20 protein-coding genes are annotated in these 20,175 nt (G+C 45.5%); 5 read left to right on the top strand and 15 right to left on the bottom strand.

Going from position 1 to position 20,175, the window contains the following annotated elements:
- Positions 1–2: 2 nt before the first annotated feature.
- The 4 genes from NLX73_RS19250 to NLX73_RS19235 form a co-directional block, all read right to left on the bottom strand.
- A complete protein-coding gene (locus NLX73_RS19250; RefSeq protein WP_254327044.1) occupies positions 3–1,181 on the bottom strand; it encodes a NupC/NupG family nucleoside CNT transporter in 1,179 nt (392 codons plus the stop codon).
- A 74-nt stretch (positions 1,182–1,255) separates the two neighbouring features.
- A complete protein-coding gene (locus tag NLX73_RS19245; RefSeq protein ID WP_254327043.1) occupies positions 1,256–1,651 on the bottom strand; it encodes a cytidine deaminase in 396 nt (131 codons plus the stop codon).
- Between the two features lie 31 nt (positions 1,652–1,682).
- Complete coding sequence (gene deoC, locus NLX73_RS19240; protein ID WP_134903747.1) at positions 1,683–2,345, bottom strand: deoxyribose-phosphate aldolase; 663 nt, start codon at positions 2,343–2,345, stop codon at positions 1,683–1,685.
- A 208-nt stretch (positions 2,346–2,553) separates the two neighbouring features.
- Positions 2,554–3,489, bottom strand: coding sequence for a DNA-binding transcriptional repressor DeoR (locus NLX73_RS19235; RefSeq protein WP_039273918.1), 936 nt, complete (start codon positions 3,487–3,489; stop codon positions 2,554–2,556).
- A 275-nt stretch (positions 3,490–3,764) separates the two neighbouring features.
- Between NLX73_RS19235 and NLX73_RS19230 the strand changes: the two genes are divergently transcribed.
- Entirely contained in the window at positions 3,765–4,178 is a 414-nt protein-coding gene (locus tag NLX73_RS19230; protein ID WP_029519325.1) for a chemotaxis protein CheW, read from the top strand.
- 60 nt (positions 4,179–4,238) lie between these two features.
- Here NLX73_RS19230 and NLX73_RS19225 read toward each other — a convergent pair whose 3' ends face one another.
- The 6 genes from NLX73_RS19225 to NLX73_RS19200 form a co-directional block, all read right to left on the bottom strand.
- Positions 4,239–5,357, bottom strand: coding sequence for a slipin family protein (locus tag NLX73_RS19225; protein WP_254327042.1), 1,119 nt, complete (start codon positions 5,355–5,357; stop codon positions 4,239–4,241).
- 245 nt (positions 5,358–5,602) lie between these two features.
- Positions 5,603–5,740: a hypothetical protein gene (locus NLX73_RS19220; protein WP_254327041.1), complete on the bottom strand. Its 138-nt coding sequence runs from the start codon at positions 5,738–5,740 to the stop codon at positions 5,603–5,605.
- A 345-nt stretch (positions 5,741–6,085) separates the two neighbouring features.
- Positions 6,086–9,004, bottom strand: a complete 2,919-nt coding sequence (locus NLX73_RS19215; protein WP_254327040.1) for a glycosyl hydrolase — start codon at positions 9,002–9,004, stop codon at positions 6,086–6,088.
- A gap of 506 nt (positions 9,005–9,510) precedes the next feature.
- Positions 9,511–10,611, bottom strand: coding sequence for a bifunctional diaminohydroxyphosphoribosylaminopyrimidine deaminase/5-amino-6-(5-phosphoribosylamino)uracil reductase RibD (ribD, locus tag NLX73_RS19210; protein WP_254327039.1), 1,101 nt, complete (start codon positions 10,609–10,611; stop codon positions 9,511–9,513).
- Positions 10,608–11,372 (bottom strand): GTP cyclohydrolase II, encoded by a 765-nt coding sequence (locus NLX73_RS19205; protein ID WP_165179281.1) that lies wholly within the window; start codon positions 11,370–11,372, stop codon positions 10,608–10,610. Before NLX73_RS19205 ends, ribD begins: the two co-directional genes overlap by 4 nt.
- Before the next feature lie 81 nt (positions 11,373–11,453).
- Complete coding sequence (locus NLX73_RS19200) at positions 11,454–12,551, bottom strand: FAD-dependent monooxygenase (protein ID WP_254327038.1); 1,098 nt, start codon at positions 12,549–12,551, stop codon at positions 11,454–11,456.
- A 256-nt stretch (positions 12,552–12,807) separates the two neighbouring features.
- Here NLX73_RS19200 and NLX73_RS19195 point away from each other — a divergent pair, with 256 nt between their 5' ends.
- A complete protein-coding gene (locus tag NLX73_RS19195) occupies positions 12,808–13,143 on the top strand; it encodes a winged helix-turn-helix transcriptional regulator (protein ID WP_069290443.1) in 336 nt (111 codons plus the stop codon).
- 138 nt (positions 13,144–13,281) lie between these two features.
- Here the strand turns inward: NLX73_RS19195 and NLX73_RS19190 are convergent, their stop codons facing one another.
- Positions 13,282–13,674: a winged helix-turn-helix transcriptional regulator gene (locus tag NLX73_RS19190; RefSeq protein ID WP_039273904.1), complete on the bottom strand. Its 393-nt coding sequence runs from the start codon at positions 13,672–13,674 to the stop codon at positions 13,282–13,284.
- A 149-nt stretch (positions 13,675–13,823) separates the two neighbouring features.
- On the opposite strand from NLX73_RS19190, the gene NLX73_RS19185 reads away from it, so the two are divergent.
- Positions 13,824–14,342 (top strand): DJ-1/PfpI family protein, encoded by a 519-nt coding sequence (locus tag NLX73_RS19185; RefSeq protein WP_165179278.1) that lies wholly within the window; start codon positions 13,824–13,826, stop codon positions 14,340–14,342.
- Positions 14,343–14,538: 196 nt separating this feature from the next.
- Positions 14,539–15,240, top strand: a complete 702-nt coding sequence (locus tag NLX73_RS19180; RefSeq protein WP_134904075.1) for a YoaK family protein — start codon at positions 14,539–14,541, stop codon at positions 15,238–15,240.
- Positions 15,241–15,252: 12 nt separating this feature from the next.
- Here NLX73_RS19180 and NLX73_RS19175 read toward each other — a convergent pair whose 3' ends face one another.
- The 4 genes from NLX73_RS19175 to NLX73_RS19160 all read right to left on the bottom strand — a co-directional run bounded on the left by NLX73_RS19175 (position 15,253) and on the right by NLX73_RS19160 (position 19,247).
- The gene (locus NLX73_RS19175; protein WP_254327037.1) at positions 15,253–16,428 is read right to left on the bottom strand and encodes an alanyl-tRNA editing protein; all 1,176 of its coding nucleotides are present in this window, start codon (positions 16,426–16,428) and stop codon (positions 15,253–15,255) included.
- A 331-nt stretch (positions 16,429–16,759) separates the two neighbouring features.
- The gene (locus NLX73_RS19170) at positions 16,760–17,191 is read right to left on the bottom strand and encodes a universal stress protein (RefSeq protein ID WP_023990396.1); all 432 of its coding nucleotides are present in this window, start codon (positions 17,189–17,191) and stop codon (positions 16,760–16,762) included.
- Between the two features lie 2 nt (positions 17,192–17,193).
- Positions 17,194–18,429, bottom strand: a complete 1,236-nt coding sequence (locus NLX73_RS19165) for a CynX/NimT family MFS transporter (RefSeq protein WP_028541778.1) — start codon at positions 18,427–18,429, stop codon at positions 17,194–17,196.
- A 251-nt stretch (positions 18,430–18,680) separates the two neighbouring features.
- Positions 18,681–19,247, bottom strand: a complete 567-nt coding sequence (locus NLX73_RS19160) for a helix-turn-helix domain-containing protein (protein WP_023990398.1) — start codon at positions 19,245–19,247, stop codon at positions 18,681–18,683.
- Between the two features lie 335 nt (positions 19,248–19,582).
- On the opposite strand from NLX73_RS19160, the gene NLX73_RS19155 reads away from it, so the two are divergent.
- Positions 19,583–20,116 carry a MarR family winged helix-turn-helix transcriptional regulator gene (locus tag NLX73_RS19155; RefSeq protein ID WP_254327036.1) on the top strand — a complete coding sequence of 178 codons (534 nt, stop codon included), beginning with the start codon at positions 19,583–19,585 and terminating at the stop codon, positions 20,114–20,116.
- Positions 20,117–20,175: the final 59 nt, after the last annotated feature.

Below are 20,175 nucleotides of genomic sequence, written 5' to 3'. Positions count from 1 at the left end.
TTTTACAAAAACAACCCTGCAATCGTTGCCGACAGCACGCTAACCAGCGTTGCTCCGTACAACAGCTTCAGACCAAAGCGGGCCACCACATTTCCCTGTTTTTCATGCAGACCCTTCACAGCCCCGGAAATGATACCGATGGATGAGAAGTTAGCAAAGGATACGAGGAATACCGATACGATCCCGACCGTGCGCTCCGACAAGCCTGTTTGCTTGGTCAGATCCAGCATGGCCACGAATTCGTTGGATACGAGTTTGGTAGCCATAATGCTGCCTGCCTGAACGGCTTCGTTCCACGGAATACCCATGACAAAAGCGAAAGGCGCAAACACATATCCAAGCAGCGCCTGAAAGCTGATTCCAAACAACCAGGAGAAAATCCCGTTAACCATGGCAATCAGCGCCACAAAACCGATCAGCATTGCAGCTACCGTAATAGCAACCTTGAAACCGTCCATAATATATTCCCCGAGCATTTCGAAGAAGGACTGCTTCTCTTCCTCCTGAACCTCCAGTAAATCGTCTTCCTTCTCAATCTTGTACGGATTAATAATGGAAGCGATAATAAAGCCGCCGAACAGGTTCAATACCAAAGCTGTGACCACATATTTGGGATTTAACATTTGCATGTAAGCTCCCACAATCGACATGGACACTGTAGACATCGCAGACGCACACAGCGTATACAACCGATGTTTTTGCAGCAGACCAATTTGCTTCTTAACGGAAATAAACACCTCGGATTGACCCAAGATAGCCGAAGCTACAGCGTTGTAGGATTCCAGTTTACCCATTCCGTTTACTTTGCTCAAGACAAGCCCGATATATTTAATAATAAAAGGTAACACTTTTACATATTGCAAGATACCAATCAGCGCGGATATGAACACGATTGGCAGCAGTACACCGATAAAGAACGGTGCTGCTCCTTCATTCGCAATTCCGCCAAATACGAAGTTAATCCCTTCAGTTGCATATGCCAAAAGACTATTAAAACCTTCTGCAAAGCCTTTGACCAAAAATTCGCCAATTCCTGTATGCAACAATACGAAAGCAAGCGCTGCTTGCAAAACAACCATAACTATCAGCGGACGATACCTGATTTTACGTTTGTCACTGCTGGCAACGTAAGTAAGTGCAAATACAACGAGCAGTCCCACCAGAGCGATTACATATTTCATTTAATTTCCCCCTCATTACATTAAGCGCTTACATTCCCTATAAAAAGAATGCGCTCCAAAGAGGCATTCTTTTTTTATTTGCCCAGATCCGCAGGTCGAAAAGCACCCGGCAGTAATTGATCTACCGTCCACTCTTCCGTGTTGCCATGAAGGTTTGTCAGATAAATTTTGGTATCTTGATGAGCAAATTCGGAAATAACCTGACGACAGGCCCCACATGGAGACACAGGCCCTTCCGTATCAGCTACAACCGCAATCGAATCAATTTGACGGCAGCCCTCGGATACCATTTTAAAAATCGCTGTCCGCTCTGCACAATTGCATAAGCCGTAGGAGGCATTTTCCACATTACATCCGTGATAAATCGCGCCATCGCTTCCGAGAACCGCAGCACCCACCTGAAAATTCGAATACGGAACATATGCCTGTTTACGCGCATCAAGCGCTTTTTGAATCAATTGATCCTTCATCGCGAATCCCTCCATGACTTTAAAATGAAACTTAGTAGGAAGATGTAGACTGCTCGCCCTCGATGATCTTCACACCGGAACTTGCACCGATCCGACTTGCGCCAGCTTCTACTAATTTTTGCACGTCTTCCAGACTGCGTACACCACCTGAAGCCTTAACACCAATCTCAGGTCCTACCGTTTTGCGCATCAAAGCCACATCTTCCGCAGTAGCTCCACCTGTTGAGAAGCCTGTCGAGGTTTTCACAAAATTCGCTCCCGCTTTGACGGACAGCTCACATGCCAGTACCTTCTCTTCGTCTGTCAGCAAGCAAGTTTCGATAATCACTTTTACCAGTGTACCGGCAGCTGCCTCCACGACCGCACGGATGTCCTGCTCGACGAGCTGTACATCACGTGCCTTCAAAGCGCCTATGTTAATAACCATATCAATTTCAGTCGCACCGTTAGCAATAGCATCTTTCGTTTCAAATGCTTTCGTTGCGGACGTGCTCGCTCCCAGCGGGAAACCGATAACTGTACAGATGGCTACGCCTGTGCCTGCGAGCTGTTCTGCTGCATAAGCTACCCACGCCGGGTTCACACATACAGAAGCAAACTGATATTTTTTGGCTTCGGCAGTCAATTTCGTAATTTCATCCTTCGTCGCATCTGCACGCAACAATGTATGGTCGATTAATGCTGCAATGTTCATATCTAAAAGCTCCTTCATTAGATAAATAGTGTGAAGACAAAAGTCATTTATTTCTCTGTGATGAGACCATCATAGCACGGCTTTGAACATATGTAAAACACATTTTGAAATTATGTTCAAGCTTATACACAAAGCGTCACCTACAATTCATATTACCCTGTAGGGACGTGCCATAACCGTATATTTTGCTGGGTTGAGACGACTTGCTCTATTGTAAAAGTGCTTGAGCCGTAAACTGATCCGTCACCAAAATATTCGCATACTTGCCACGCAGCGATGCCCGAATGGCCTCCACTTTACGCTGGCCTCCAGCGACGAGAATAGACTTCTCCTTCTTTCGCAAATCAGGCAAATCAATCCCGACGGTACGGCTATTGATTTCCTGACTGCATATATTGCCCTCAGCGTCAAAAAAGCGCGAGCAAATATCGCCCTTGCCAATTCTTTGCAGTAGCTTCTGCTCTTCCCCGTTAAAATAACCCAATCGGAACAGCAACGCATCCTCCTTGACCGTCCCCACCGTAAACACAGCGATGTTCGCCTGCTTGCCAAGTTCGATGATGCGCTGGATATGCCGATCCTCTTCAACCATTTTCTTAACTGCGTGACTGTCGAAAATCACAGGCAGCGGCAAATACCTTGCTATGGTATGAAAGGCTTCTGCGAACAAATTCACGGTTTCCACGGCATATGTGTTGACATGTGAATGGCTCACGCCTCCTTTGAGCTGAACCACCTCAACACCCTTGACCTGCTTTTGTTGGAGATGAAGCGCCACGGCATGCATTGTTGTTCCCCATGTCACTCCAATAATATCAGCATCCTGTACCGTTTCATGCAAATAATCGGCTGCTTTTTTGCTAATATGCTTCTTAATCTCCTGATATTCATTTAACGGCGAATAACAGACTAACACGGTATCCAGTCCGAATTTCTTCTTCACCTGCTCTCCGAGCGCGTCCATATCCTCCATCGGGTCCACAATACTGATCCGCACGTATCCCTGTTCCTTGGCAGCCTGAAGTAACCGCGATACCGTAGGACGCGAAACCCCGAGTCTGACCGCGATATCTTGCTGACTGTAGTCGTTTAGATAGTATAATCTGGCTGCCTCGATACTTAATCGCTGCTTTTCATGATCCATTCTACCTCAACCCGCTTATCTTAAAATGTAGTGCCATCGGACACAGCTTTAGTCCCCAACATTATATATGAAGGGAAACTTGAAGCCACGCCTTGGCCGTATAGTTGTTATTTTGGAAGATTTAACTGCTCGTTTGTGATATTCTGTGATTAACTACAACTACTTTACCGCATCCTCAACTTTATCGTTCCATCTATCAAAACGCAATAGCTAACCCATTTTACCGCTCATTCACAACCTGTGATGGCTTATCTGAATATGTAAGGAGAATTGCTATGTCTGAATTTATTGTGTGCAGTCTGGCGGACAAAAAGTTCGCTTTAAACTTTGTGGAAGTAGAAGAAGTCATGAATGCCAAAAAAGGGACCCCACTTCCCTTTTCCGAGGCGTGGCATGAAGGAATGGTAACTATTCGCGGCAATGTATTTACGATTCTTAATTTACGCAAAAAGCTGCTTCTTCCTGCATCAAGCGATTCCTCCGAGGACAAAATGATTTTGCTCAGCCGTGCGAAGATTGCTCTGCTTGTCGATCAGGTGGAGGACACGGCTTCTGCCGAGGACAGTCAGCTACAAAGCAATGAGGAAGAGTGGCAGCGCGAGTTGTTCCCTACTGTGATGGAGCATCAGGGTACCCTCATTCCGGTGATCGATATGGACGCTTTTCTTGCATCCACCAAGACGAACTAAAACGCAAAATACTCCCTAACCTTGAGCTGGCTTGCACTCATCGTTCGGGAGTATTTTCCGTTATTGGAGTCCCTGCCCCTCTTTCATGTGAACCAGCGTGTTCAGTTGCTCCAGCAACGTATTCCCGCCAGTCAGCGAAATCGTGCCAATCTTCTCGCAGATTTTTTCCATGAATTCCAGTTCTTTAAGACGATAGAGGGTGGCATTCTCGTCCATCAGCTTGGCCGTATTGAGCAAACTACGAGTGGATGCCGTCTCTTCACGTCGTGTGATGAGGTTGGCCTGTGCCTTCTTCTCTGCCAACAGCACGGTATTCAGAATATCCTTGATATCCCCTGGCAAAATAATATCCTTCACCCCTGCTGACGTAAAAGTCACTCCATATTCGCCGCTCTGCTCATTTAGTCGAGTCAAAACATATTCCGCAATCTCCTGCTTCATTTTCAGCAAATCATCCAGCTTCATCGTGCCAACGTACTCGCGCAGCAGCAGTTGAAGCATAATGTACATTTGTTCCTCGTATGCTCGGAATTCCAACGCCCGCAACGGGTCAATGATACGGTACTGACAGACGAAGTTGAGGCGCAGTGTGATTTTGTCCTCTGTCATGATTTCCTGTCCCATCAGGTCCAACTGCTGCTGTCGCATATCTATCGTTTTGATCTCTGTATTCACTGTGGACATCCAGAAATAATATTTGCCCGGTTTTAGCTCACCTTGCAACACATTATCGTAATACAAAAAGCCCATTTCATAGCTGGCCACCTGAAGTGCCTTCCAGAAGCCCGGTGTCTTGGACAAGAATGCTTGCCCCAATGCCTTATCAATTGCAGGCTGCCGAGTATCTGCACGAACAAAACGATGCTCCTTAAGCATGTTCCAAAAAGCATATTTCCCAGCCGTCAGAAGCCCCACAAACCGATTATCCTCATAATGCAATACATATTCATGGTCCTCTACATCGATGACATTCAATTGTTCAAGCAATAGGGGATCTGTCAAAAACAAACGAATATCATGATCCGGTACAAAAAATGGTTCGGCTACATTCAAAATTTCAACTGCTTCCTGCTGAAATGTCTTCAATAGGTAAGTTCCTGGATGCAACAACTTGTGGTAGCTTCCTTTTTTGAACAGCAGCCCGCGCTCATCAGATTTAATCGTTATCTTCTTAAACATCGTATCACTCCTAGTATTAAAATCCTCCACTTAAAAGTATGCTTCTTTCTATGTGTGGCGGCTCCGCGGTCCATTTGATCTTCCGATCGCTGTTGCCCGCCTTAAAACCAACACACATTTTTAAAATGAGGATTTTTTATTTTTATTCGTTGTAGTAGGGGTAGGACCCTTGCAGAGCATTCCTTCGGGGTGGATGGCGGAGCCGAGCTTGAGGAGAAAGGAAGATACCGCCTGTTCCCGTGTTCCTAAGATGGTGTCCAGCAGTCCGACTTCGACTGTGAACTCGCATCTCCCGAAGCTTCGGAGCCTGTCGGCGCTTGCTCTCTCCGGTATCCACTGGCCGCATAGCCATCGCCCCGATATCTGTCATCTAGACCAGACATGGGATGCTCTCATCCGGGTCTTTTCATTGTTTTTATTCGATCATTCGAATACTCTACCAGAAGTCGCGTGGAAGGCGATTGGGAATTGAACCCTAATGTTGGTGGATACATCAGATTTACAGGATACCTGACCCCATCAGGGTAGGCACTGCGGGACCTTTGGAAATCCACGCCTCGGTAATATCTTCCTGTATCAGCCTTTATCATTATCGCGCAACCTGGAACTCACGAACATGGCGAAAGTATTACGACCCTATAAAAAAAGACACAGGAGAAGCGTATGTGCTTCCCTTGTGTCTTTCTTTCTATAGTTAACTGTCGCGTTCGTATCTTAGGTCTGATCCACTAGGATGTTTTTTCGAAAACGGGATCAACGCTCGGTAGTGGAAGTTGTGGAACGTCTGTTGTTGTAGAAGAAGTCTGCTGGTGTGTATAGCTGAATGAAGGGGTCTCGTATTGCAATCCCGCCTTTTCATAGGTAAACCAATAGCTGACAGCCTTCCCGATATCGAGGTCTGTAACCCGCTGCTCCCAGACACCGCCGTTATTTGTCATCCGGTAATTGAGCTGTTGTCCACCCGTTAAAGTATAATGCACGTCAACATAGGCTGAGGCTGTTTTAGGTGTAAATTGAAGCAATGCTTCACGATCGCTAACAAAGCGAGCTCCTACTTTATAATCTTCCGTTTCTCCGCCACCCTCATTACCACCAGATGCTGGCTCTGTCGTTACCTCTACCGCATTGCTTGCTGCAGATAGGTTACCAGCTGCATCGCGAGCCTTAACGGTAAAGCTGTAAGTGGAAGCTGCACTCAGCCCTGAAATTGAAGCGGAAGTACCGCTTACCTCTGCTGCCTGAGCCCCGTCCTTATAAACGATATAACTCGTAACGCCAACATTGTCTGTAGCTGCATCCCACTCCAGAGTGACTACCGAAGCCGTTTTGGTCGTAGCTCGAACATTCGCCGGGATGGATGGAGCCTCCGTATCAGGCTGCGGATTGCCACCGCCGCTTCCATTTCCGGTATTAAAGCTATTCGGCTGCACGGTAATACTGTGCCCATCTGAGAAGGTTACCGTTTTGACCTGGTTTGTAAAATTGTAGGCCACATAAGTTTTCACACCGTTTTTATGAAATACAGCATAAATAGGTGAATTAGCGGTGATGCTGCGGTCGATGTTGCCTAAAGCATCCAAATTGTAGATCCAGTGGTAGGCATTCGCCTTGGAATTCCCCGCTTCCGGTGTCATGGCCGCTACGCGTGCACTGAATTTGGCCTTGGCATCGGACGGGTCCGAGATCGCTCTGTACATATACACAATATCTTCCCATGGACTGAAATTCCCACCGCTTTTTCTCAGGAGATCGTTATAATTTTTAGCCGCATACTCCGAATATTGCGTCAGATACAAGGAGGCCGAGGTAATCGGGAGCCAGTTGATACCATGCACCTCTGTGGCATTATCGGTCCACCATGTTGCATTCCCTACCGTTTTACCGCCCCAGATCATGCTTGCCGTCGCGCTTTGCATCCCAGCAGGGGTGTTTGTGCCATGCACATCAAACCAGTATTCGTTAATCGCATTCATTTCCGTTGTGTATAGATAGATGCCGAGATCACGAGTTTGAGCATTTCCCGTCGCCTCGCCCCATAAAATAAGACCGGCCCAAGCATTCATCGCCTCCGAGGAGGATTCATTGTTGTTGCCGTCGCCAAATTTGGCATGGCCGGAAGCCCAGGTGTGCCCGGCGTAGGGATCAAAATTACGCAAATACGGAAATTTTGAATCAGACCTGTCGGTATTGGCAATGTCGCGAATGAGCAGCTGCACCATTTGTCCCCATTGGGAATCGGATGCCCAGCTCTTGTCCACACGTGCAATTTCGGCTGCGGCCTTGATAAAGTATCCATAATGGAAGTGATGGTCATTTAATTCTACCGCACTGCCAAAGCTGTCAGGATAACCGATCAATGTCCCCCAATTGTTGTTATACACAAATAGACTGGAGCTTTTCAGATTCCCCGAGCTGTCACTGGCCTTAAACCAGTCCTGCAGTCGGCTTTTGATCTCATTGCGGAACTGGGTCGCTGCTGCGGTATTGCCAGCCTGGTCGGCAATCGGCGCCAGCGCTGCTAGCTTGCCCAGATGTTTTCCAGTCCAGTACGTATCTCTATCGCCGGAGTAGACTTCTGCTTTCGCTTCGTTTATATAATTGTTGAGCGTATTTTTATCGTAGGACCCCAAGTCGGGCAAGGAAGGCAGTACTCCTGTAAATTTCATTTTCGTTTGAAAAGACGCACCCTCTGCTGTTTTCATCAGACCGCGCACAGAATTGTACGTATAGCCTAGCAGGGGTTGTGATGAATTTTTCCACTGATGCGGGTATAAGGCAAAAATAGTGCCGCTTTGTGTGCCTTCCTTCGCTGTGGTTGCAACGTTAAAGGTGGTCGTTACCTCGGAAGAAGCTTCGTTATAGCTGTACTGTGCTTTGGAGCTTGTAACGAAAGAATAAGCGTATTGCTGAAACTTGTCCAATGTCGCTTTTGTTTTGTCAGGCAAAGCCGCCACTGTAAAATAGTTTTTCCCGTTCAATTGATTGATCAGAGTACTCGTTCCGAGGCCAGACCAGGTGGTGCCGGAAGGACCAAACAGACCATAGTGTGAGCCATTAACCGTAATGCCAAGCACAGGAGAACTAGCTGACCCAGACCATACCTCTGGCACCCCATTAAATGAAAGCTTGGGATTGCCACCGCTAAACTCAAAAAAAACATAGGGGGAGCCGTGTCCATAGGTAGCACTCATTTTATTGCTGCCGCTTTGAAATAATGATTTGACAAACCAGTCGCTGAAACCGTCCACCTTGGCATCTGGAAATGAAGCGCTTACAGAATGACCGACGGTAAAATCGTTCACATCATCCATCCAGCCTGCGATGTATCCAGGATTTACTGTAATTTTCCCACTCGGGTTAAAGATGCGTAAACCGTTTTGCTGATTTTTCAAGGCAAGGGGATGCGGATATTGAGCCTCGGAGTACGGTACCCAGGCCAGGCTGCTCCACCAATCATTGGTAGGCATTGGGCTGGTTACATTCGCTGTTTTGTAAATCTCGTTTTGCGGTGTTGCTGCTCCGGTAGGTAGTGTGGTTGAATATGAGCCAGCGCCTTGTGTGACCTCACCCGAAAAGGCTTTAGTAGAAACTGGTGCAGCTAAAAATATCAGACTGGCACTTAACAAGCATAATATCGTTTTTTTCACAACCTACATCCTCCTTTGAATTCTATAATCCCTTTCACTGCAGGGCTTTTCCCTTCTCTTCCAAGTTGAATTCAACTTCATTGTGCTTGATCTCAATTTCCAGGTCAATCCTTTTATTTCTATATTATAACTAAACGAGGCGAAAGTCTCTAAAAATACATAAGAAACCAGGACGAAAAACCCAAGCATGCGTAATTATGTTATCTCGACTTCACCCCATAAGACATTCACCCTATGAGTTATTCATCCCATTAACCATTCACCCTAATAAACGTTTAGCATATAAAAAAGAATCCTCCAGGCCTTTTAGCCCTTCAGATTCTCTGTTCTTTTAAGTATATAAGCTTTTGAGTATTTAAGTCCTTTTGCCCTTCCTATACTCCACACCATTTCGGAAAATGAGTAACTTTGCGTGGGAAGTAGCGGAGCGAAGGGGTTGAATCTGGAGAAGCGTAAGCGTTCGGAAGATCAACCCCTTCGCGGAGCCTCCTTCACCCTCAATTCACTCATTTTTCCCGCTCAAAATACCCTTCTAGTTTCCAGTCTACACCAACCTGTGTCACGCTCAAATCCTGCAATGCCACCGCATCGCTCATCGCAGACACGCCCTCTCCCCCGAGAAAGCCCGGGGCTGCGCGCCCTCCAACCAGCTTTGGTGCAATGTACAGCACCAGCTTGTCTGCCAGCCCTTGCTGCACGAACGAAGCGTTCACCTCGGCTCCGCCTTCCACGAACACCGATGATACCTCCGCCGCACCCAGAATATCCAGCATTTGCGGCAGGTTCACCCGATCGCTGTTTTCATCCTGTGTCGGATATATCGTCACACCAAGCTGTTCCAGCTGGCTTCGCTTGCTTTCATCATAAGTGCGTCCTGTGAATATCCAGGTAGGTGCCTCCCCATCTGTAATGACACGGGCATCCAATGGAATTCGAAGCTTGCTATCCAAAATGATACGAATCGGATTCCGTCCTTCCGGTAGACGAGTCGTAAGCTGAGGATTATCGTGAATCACCGTCTGTACACCGACCAGGATTCCCACATGCTCGTTACGAAGACGATGCACATCCTCCCGTGCAGCCTCAGATGTAATCCACTTGCTTTCCGAGGTCCGGGTCGCAATTTTACCGTCCAGCGTTACTGCCGATTTGATCGTAATAAAAGGACGCTTGCTCACGATATATTGATTGAACACTTCATTCATGCGGATGGATTCCTGCTCACAGACTCCGACAATGACCTCAATGCCCGCATCTTTCAAAATCTGTACCCCTCTGCCGGAAACCAGCGGGTTCGGGTCCAGCGCTGCAATCACCACTCGACGAATGCCAGCCTTCACAATCGCTTCCGCGCACGGGCCTGTCCGGCCGTGATGGGAACACGGCTCCAGCGTTACGTAAATCGTCGCTCCCTGAGCGTGTTCACCCGCCATACGCAACGCATGAATCTCGGCATGTGGCTCGCCGGGCTTCAGATGAGCGCCGATCCCAACGATACGACCGTTGTTGACAATGACTGATCCGACGAGCGGATTCGGTTCTGTTTGCCCTTTAGCACTTCTGGCATTTTCCAGTGCCAGGCGCATATATTTTTCGTGAGTGGTCATAGAACCTCCCTGAGATCGGAATCCCGCAAATGGCCGGATCGTTCCACTTTTGTATTCAAATACCGTTCATTATATTGCGACACATCACCCCAGAGCGGCATGCGACCCGCCACATTCATACCCGACTTCTTCAAAGCATCCATTTTTTTAGGATTATTTGTAATCAAAGTGACCGGTTTTTGTCTCAGGTGACGGAGCACACTAATGGCATCCGCATAGTTGCGTGTATCATCTTCAAAACCCAATTGATGATTGGCTTCGACAGTATCCATGCCTTCTTCCTGCAGAATATAAGCCATTGCTTTACTAAACAAACCGATTCCGCGGCCTTCATGGTTAGCCAGATAGAACAATGCACCCGTTCCATGCTCCACGATCATTTTCATGGACTGGTGGAGTTGAAATCCGCAATCACAACGCTTGCTACCAAAAATATCTCCAGTATGGCAAATACTATGCATGCGAACTAATGCATTTTCCGACTGTTCAAGATCGCCATACACCAAAACGCTTGACTGTTGTCCCTCTGCCAAATCCAGTGTGGACAATCGCTTCACAATCGTCTCAGCGGTGGCATTCAGTAAGTCCTGACGATCTTCCTCATCCCGTACAGGCAACCAGCAGTACCACTGAAAAACAACCGTTTCTCCTTCCATATTAACTGGCAGCTTGATCGGTCCTACCAAAATCGTCGAAGATTGCTCTCCGCGAACGGTTTGAATTTTATCGTTAAGTAGCGTAGCTACATCTTTTTGGTTCATCTCTCTGCACCATCCTTTATATGAGCTCTATATAGAAAATGCCTATTCTTCAAAGGCTAATCGTTATTGTCAGGGTATAAATCATTGAACTATGTGTAAGAAATGTTCATGGAACGTGGATTCCATCGTCAGCTGCCGTTCCTGAAGCTCGGTGACAGCCTGTCGTCGTCCGTCTTCGAACGCCTTTAAGTCTTCTGCGGTACAACTCTTCTGTCGTAAACGAAGAAGCTCACTGGCTAGCACATCGGCATCCTTCAAAGCTGCATTCAAGCCAAAAGCTCCGGTAGGTGTCATGGTATGCGCCGCATCTCCAATAAGGACCAGTCCGTTCTGCGTCCAGGTGTCACTGCGGCTGCTGAAAATATCCAACGGTACGAAGTCCTTCCATGAACGAATGTGATCATGCACACTATGCTTCAAATCTGGAAAAGCCTCGGTAAACAGTTGTATAAATGGTTCAAAGGATTGCTTAAACAGGGTTGAAAAGCTACCTTCCTCCACATTCCAGCCAATTTGAATATAGCCCTCAGCCTGCGAGAATAAAGCCAACTGCCCTCCGTTGACCTGTGCCAGACGAGTGACGGGCTCCCACCCAGCAGGTGCTGTGATTTTCGCCCATAGCAGGTCATAGCCGTGTCGAATGTTCGTCACAGGCATCTGAGCCAGCTTGCGCACAGTCGAATAGCGACCGTCTGCCCCTACAATCAACGAACTGTCAATCGTGATCTCATGACCGTTCTTATTGCGGGCGATCAAGCCCGTGTACCCCTGCTCACTATTACCTTCCAACGCAGTCACCGTTGTACCCGCCAGGTAACGGAAGGACTCGTAGGTTGACGCCTGCTTGAGCAGAGCCTCCAAAAATCGAGGTTGTGGAATATGCACTCCCACATTACCATGGTTTGAAGCTGGCTCGACCGTTTTGACCTGCTGCTGATGCTGCCAATACTCGATTCTTGTGGAGGCGAGAATATAATCCTCATGAATTTGTTCGAGCAGCTTATGCTTTTGGATCACTTCCTGACCCTCATCATTTAAAATTTCACCGCGGAAAGCCTTTCCGGGCAAGCTCTGCCGCTCAACCAATATCGTGGAAACACCCTGCTCCGCCAGTAGACAGGATAACAAAGTCCCTGCGGGTCCTCCCCCAACTACACACACTTCACATTCCAGCTTCATCCGACTTCCCCCTGCGCCCAAACCATAACCACAACGATTCGTTCGTACCTGACCATTTAATTACATTATTAATAATATCAAAATAAGTTCAAATTTTAAGTATTCATATATGGATATCCGTATCAGAGCTAATAAGTTACTTTATGTAACAAAGTATATTTATATCATGTCGTTTCGTCAAGTAATAAATTTATGTAAAGTAAAATCATTTACTTTTAACAGTGAATCGTTAATAATAGGAGCATGAGGTGATCATATGAACATTCCGCAGATGTGCCCACGGTTTGAAAAGGCTATGGAGCTACTAAGCAAGCGTTGGACGGTGTTGATCGTATTTCAACTAACCAATGGTCCGCAACGTTTCGTCGCTATTGAGAATTCAATTCCTAATTTAAGTGGAAAGGTCCTTTCGGACCGTTTGAAAGAGCTGGAGGAAGAAGGAATCATACAACGTATGGTTTATCCTGAGAAGCCTGTACGGATTGAATACTCTCTTACAGATAAGGGACGCGATTTAGCTCCTTTGTTTGACCATATCGGTACTTGGGCTACACGCTGGATTGAGGTTCTACCAGCAATTGAACAGCAATGATCCATATCGGCTACAGCTATTTTTCCTAAACTAACATGATAAACACACACAGACTGCTAACATGCCAAAGAACGCCTTTGCTCTAAGTGCAATTTGTACTCATAGTGCAAGGCGTTCTATTTTTCATATGAAGGAACTTTAAACGTTCCCCTCACCGCTGCGTTGCATTTCCTCACGAATGGATTGCACCCGTTTTTTCCCCCAGTCATACATCATCTCCACAATGGGTAAAATCGTCATTCCCAGCTCGGTCATCGAATACTCCACCTTTGGAGGTACCTCGGGATACACTTCCCGGTGCACAATACCGTCCTCCATCAACTCCCGCAACTGATTGGTCAGCACTTTATGCGACAGCTTCGGAAACAGCCTTTGCAGGTCACTGAAACGGTGCGCTCCTTCCACACCCAGATGCCATAAAATGACGACCTTCCATTTTCCGCTTAACACTGACAAGGTTAGTTCCTTTTCGCAGTTATAGTCTCCGTTAACGATCTTTTCCCGTATTTCTTCTCTCAGCGTATCAGTCATATATCAACTAACTCCTTCTAAACCATCATGGTCTTGCACTCTAATAGTAACCTGCAGGTAACCTCCGTACTTGAAAGTGCATTCTTCACAGCCTGACGAAGCCGCCCTACAATAGTAGATAACGTTACACATTCAAGGAGGAATAAAGTATGAGTAAAAAAGCTCTTTTTATTATACCCCCAGAGCGCTTTAATGAGGATGAATTGTTTAAACCAAAGGAAGCACTGGAGCAAGCAGGTGTTACTGTGACGCTAGCTAGTACAAAAACAGGCGAAATCACGGGTGACTACAACGGTAAAGCGACAGCTGATCTTGTTTTTACAGACGCTGTGCTGGCTGATTATGATGTAGTATCTGTGATCGGCGGATCAGGTACGAATGACCATCTGTGGAATAACGCGGATCTCCAAGCTCTGCTAAAACAAACTCATGAGCAAAAGACTTTATTGGCTGGCATCTGCGCAGGCTCTGTAGCCGTGGCTCAAACCGGACTGCTCTCTGGCAGAACGGCTACATGCTATCCAGTGGATGTACAAAAAGATCAGCTCCAATCGCATCAAGCCGAATATGTGGCGCAGCATGTGGTTGCGCATAGCGACATTATTACGGCCGACGGTCCAGATGGCGCACAGGCATTTGGCGAGGCGCTCGTTCAAGCCCTGCGATAAGCACCCTTTAAAGTCCCGTGTGGGGACTAAAAACGAGCATCCCCAAAGAAGCCGCATCACGTCCTTTCTATTGTATGGGACCTGATGTGGCTTCTTTGTGTCATTTTCATGCTAAAGTGACTAATTTAATTGTATGGTCCTGGATTTTCGTGTTAGCTTTAAAGAATCGACGTTTAGCATAGGAGGCTTATATGCCGTGATTATGAAAGGCAAAATCCATTTACATCAGGTAACGTCCGAATCGTTACGACTGGGCGCCTTACTATCATTAGTAGGGGGCTTTTTGGACACATATACCTTTGTTGGAAGAGGCGGTGTTTTCGCCAACGCACAGACAGGCAATATCGTGCTGCTGGCTGTCAAAGTCATTCAGGGGCACTGGATTCAGGCGTTATTCTATATCCCACCCCTGATCGCCTTTTCACTGGGCGTTTTTGTTGCTGAAGGGATTAAACGAAAATCAACCCACCGTCTAACTCCGGACTGGACCCGCGCAATTATTTTATTGGAAATTGCAATTTTTTTCATCGTGGGACTGATTCCGCAAGGAGTTCCCAATACGGTAGTGGTGGTGATCGTCTCGTTCGTCGCTTCCGTACAAATGACTTCCTTCCGCAAGCTCATTGATGTGCCGTACACCTCTACTGTCAGCACCGGCAACCTCCGATCAGCTATAGAGGCTGTGTATATCGCCATAACGACCAAGGACACGAACGCTGCCATTCGAGCGATGCGTTATGGTGTCATCTTGGCAGCCTTCTTGGTAGGGGCTTTGCTGGGGGGATTTCTGACTTTGACGATTGGAGATAAAGCCGTTTGGGGTGCTGTTGTTGCACTTATTTTTTCTTTTATTTTATTTACAGAAAAGGAAAAGTGGAAGCTTCCCCTACGCCACTAATCCTCCATTACATCAGCCCTGAATGAACTGCCGCTGGGCCGTTTCAAAGAAATTCAAAAGGTCTTCGCGGGACGAGAATGCTGCCTGAGCAGATTGGTTGCTACCGCCCCCCTTACCGTGAAACGCGCCCAGATTCTCTTTCAAAAATGCTCCGCAGGCAACAGACTGGGTGCCGTTATGTGCCAGAATGATTTTGTTTTCTGCTGTTGTGGCAAATAAAACAAGCAGATCATGCTCAGCTGTTAGCTTGGTAGCCAATTGCTGCATGTCCTGAAGGGATTTTTGCTCGAATACATGAGCAAGAACATGCCCCTGCACAGCAGATAGCAACTCTTTCGCCTGGTACGAAGCATTTTCCTCTTGTAGGAGCTCCACTTGCGCCTTAAGCTGCCTATGCTCCTGCTCCCACTTTTCGAATCGGGTCAAAATATCTTTTCGCCCGGTATTGAACTTCGTAGATAACACGTCCAATATCTGAACACTATCGTTAAAATCCTGGAGTGCGCGAACGCCACATTTGAAATGGATTCTTGCCATCCCCTTCTGCTTCTCCCATTTTAAGCACTTAATGATCCCAATTTCCCCGGTCTGAGCTACATGTGTGCCGCCGCAAGCATTATATTCAATGCCCTCGATCTCGACAATCCGAATATTTTCTGTCACTTTGGGCGTTTTCACCAGCGGAATATCCTTTAATTGCTCACGGGTTACAAAAAAACTTTTTATGCTGCGATTACTATAGATTTGCTGATTTACTTCCTGCTCGATTGCCGATAGCTGCGCAGGCGTTACATCCGAACAGTTCACATCAATCGTGGCATATTCTTGTCCCAGATGAAAGCTTTCAGTACGCGCACCCAACAATTCCAGACAAACGGCTGACAGCAAGTGCTGCCCGCTATGCTGCTGCATATGATCAAATCTGCGCTCCCAATCCAATCGGCAGGCTACTTTCCGATCCTCCGGCAAACGCTCTACCTGATGCCAAATATCCCCATCCTCAAGAACAACATCTAATACACGGATGCCCTGAATTGTTCCTGTATCACAAGGCTGACCTCCGCCATGCGGATAAAAGGCCGTTTCCTCCAGCATAACCAAATATTTTCCGTCTCTTTCCATGCTCTGTGTAATATGAGTGTCCCACTCCGTAAGATTTGGAGCAGTGTAGTATAATTTTGTCGTCATTCCAGATTCCTCACTTTTGGGTTCTTTGTCTCGTACGATATCCACTTATTATCAAGCACTTCATTGTAAATATCAATGTAGGGAAAAGCTTGAACCATGGCACGAACAACTGTAGAAAGAAAATAAAGTACTAGACTGGATATGTTGGTCCCACGCGACATTTCGAATTATAAAACCGTCAGATCTCGTAAAAAAAGTATTAGACTGGCCCCAGCTATAAAAACAGCGGCAGCCGTGGACGAGAAAATAAAGTCCTAGACTGTCGCTGTTTTATTGAACTAAAGTTCTCCGTTAGTATAACAATGCATCATCTTTACGGTTCCCGAAGGAGTTAATGCACAATGAGGACTGGGCAACTTGATAGCTGTGAAACCTTGTGGCTGACACTTCCAAGCATCATTTCTTTTATGCCACTTAGCCCACGGCTTCCAATAATAATGAGTTGCTGCTTGGAATCTCTTGCATAATTTAATATTTCATGTGCAGGATCTCCCTTAAGATGAAGTGTTTCCGGGTTAATCCCCGCAGATTCTAATTTGGATTTGGCTTGTTGCAACTGTTCCAAACTCGCTTTCTCCATTTCGTTCAATATTTCTTCCAAGAAATGCCCTGGTAAATATGTCATGCCATTCGATACATATTCCTGGCTGACATTAACCAAGGTAACTTGAGTTTGTTTGTTTCGAGCTATTTCAACGGTTGCATCGAGGAGTTTGTTCGTTATTTCAGCTTTATCAATTGCCACAATAATTTTGTCAAACATATTTATCGTCCTTTCCGTGGCAGCTCGTAACTATTTCGGCTACCTACAAAACGGTTTCTTGCTGCTCCTATACCGACTAAAAAGAGTAAGACCGAAGCGCCAAGCAGAATGAAAAGTGGCAGATTCCAACTATTTGTCGCATCATGCAGAAATCCTATAAGGGCAGGACCGATTGCGGCAAGAAGATATCCGATCGATTGCGCCATGCCAGACAGTTCCGCTGCTTGATGCGCATTTTCAGTACGTAAACCGAAAAACATCATGGACAAACTAAAGGCGCAGCCTCCACCAATTCCGAGTATTATAATCCACAACAGAATGATATTGGAGCTTCCGTATAGAAGTCCGAGCGTTCCCGTTAAAAGCAAAATGATTGTGATGACCACTAACAAACGTTGGCTAGACATGCGCCCAGCAATAACGGGGACAATAAAGGTAAATGGAAGCAGAGCTAACTGCATTATCGAGAGGTACCATCCTGATTGGTTTGAGCCAATTCCTTGCTGCTTTAAAATTTCAGGCAACCATGCGATCAACACATAGAAAACCATGGACTGTATACCCATAAACAAGGTTACTTGCCAGGCAAGAGGGGATCGCCAAACATTCACATCGTTGCTGGCCATCTGTTGACTCGTCGTGGTTGTTTGCTTCGTTTGATTTCTTAATTGGGGTAACCAACAGAGAATCGATACAAAGCTTAGAATCCCCCATATTCCCAATGCTCCCTGCCATTTTAGACCTGCGTTCACGGCTAGCGGTACACTGATTCCCGATGCGATTGCTCCAAATAAACTCATTGAAATTGAGTAAACACCTGTCATGGAGCCAATTTTATTTGGGATATCCCTTTTGATTAAACTTGGCAATAATACATTACATACGGCAATTGCGAATCCAAGAATTGCTGTCCCAATATATAGATTAGCTGCGCCAGATAAAGAACGTATTACAATGCCAACAGTCAGAACGATTAGGGCAATCAAAATGATACGTTCAATCCCATACCTTCGTCCAAATTTGGGTACTAGAGGTGATAATAAAGCAAAGGCAAGCAAAGGTAGCGTTGTTATCAGGCCTGCTACTGTATTTGAAATACGAACGTCATCCCTTATGAGACTCACTAAAGGACCGACTGAGGTTAAGGGAGCACGTAAATTAGCTGCAATAATAATAATGCCGAGAATTATCAGTCCTATAGAGGATGGTACGGCTTTTATATTTTGTTTGTTCGACATTCTTCATTTCTCCTTACTAAATTCATACGTAAAATTTGTTTCCTGCTGATTGAAAAACTATGAAATAACATCCGCGCGAACAATAAGAGTATAGTATAATATATTATTTTTAACAATAAGTATTTTATGATATATCATTTTTAACAATAAGTATTTTATAACACACATTAACTCATCTAAAAACAAAAATACAACTCTGAATTCCCGTCATGGAATTCGGAGTTGTATTTAATAAGTGGAATTTTCGACTTTTAGAAACCATACTTTAAGGATATATGGAGCACTGTTTCGCTATTCGTACGATTGGTATAAGAGTGAGGACAATCTGCACGAAAACTGATCGTATCATATTGATTCAATGTGTAAATCTCTCCATTGACTTGAATTTCAATGGAACCAGTCATTACTGTCGCAATTTCAGTTGTATTCACATGATGACCTTCAGGGTGATACGAGCTATTCGGCTGTAAGTAAGCCCGACACATTTCAATATCGTTGCTTGCGTTTTTAAAGACCGGTTCAATGATCCAATTTTTTTGATCATTAGAAAAACGCAGTCCTTCGCCTGCTCGATACAAACTAACAGGGTCTTCTGATTTCAACAAAGCTAATAGCGGTAAAGATATGCCTTTTGAAATTTTCCATATAATCGCCAAAGTTGGATTTGTATCGCCACGTTCGATATTCCCCAGAGTAAGTTTGCTTACACCCGTTAATTCCGCTAAGTCGTCTAAGCTCATGTTTTTTTCTTTTCTGTACTTTTTCAAGACACCGCCGATTTGTAATACAATTTGTTTTGATTCATCGATTTCATCCATTTGATATGCACCTCAACAAAAAACAATTATAGCTAGTATACTGTTTATCTAGACTCTTTTCCATACAATTAGTATGGGATGGTGGACTACACTCCTATGCAAAATTCTGACGTCTATGTAACTAATCTGCCAGTTAGCTTAATGAAGCATCGTCAGTCTAACACTTTATTTTTCAGTCTAATACTTTATTTTCTTTTGACAACAACCTCCATATAGTGAAAAATCCACATGACGATTAACAAAATTTAGCTTGAAATTCATTTTTGAATAGATTAAGATTAGTCGGCTAACTAATTTGTCGATTGGAACATACTGTAAGAAGAAAGGAGAACCTTATGGATTTTGATTTACGGGACTTGCCCACTCGTGAGGCGCTACAAGAATTTTCTAAGCGTATCCCCGAGATTGATGTAAGAGCGACGGAAGCTATGTTATTTTTTATGCGAGTATCTTCCAGTGTTTTTAAAGTCAGCTTTGAGGGTTTTGAGAAATTCGGTATATCTCATGGTAAATTTTCGATATTAATTCTTCTGTACCGCAACATCCATACAGGATTGCTGGCTACAGAGCTTGCGGAGAAAGTAGGGGTTAGCAAGCCAACCGTTACCGGTCTCGTTGACCGTCTGGAACGCGATGGACTTATTATTCGATCTGTTCATCCTTCCGACCGCCGTATGAGCATTGTTAAACTGACCGATCAAGGAACAGAAATGATGGAAAGACTGCTGCCTATACATTTTACAAGCACTTCCACACTGATGAGCCACCTGTCTACCGATGAAAAAGAGCTGCTCCTGACTTTACTGCAAAAAATAGAAAACGGCATCCCTCAAGCAAAAGAGATATATAAAGCAGCAAAACCAGAATAAGTTTTAATTTTGCATTTTAGTTAGCCGACTAACTTTTAAATTATTAAATAAAAGAATAA

The sequence above is a fragment of the Paenibacillus sp. CH40 genome (assembly GCF_024213605.1).
Classification (GTDB): Bacteria; Bacillota; Bacilli; order Paenibacillales; family Paenibacillaceae; genus Paenibacillus; species Paenibacillus polymyxa_B.
Note: the sequence above shows the minus strand (reverse complement) of the source record. Positions and strands in the feature narration are given on the sequence as shown.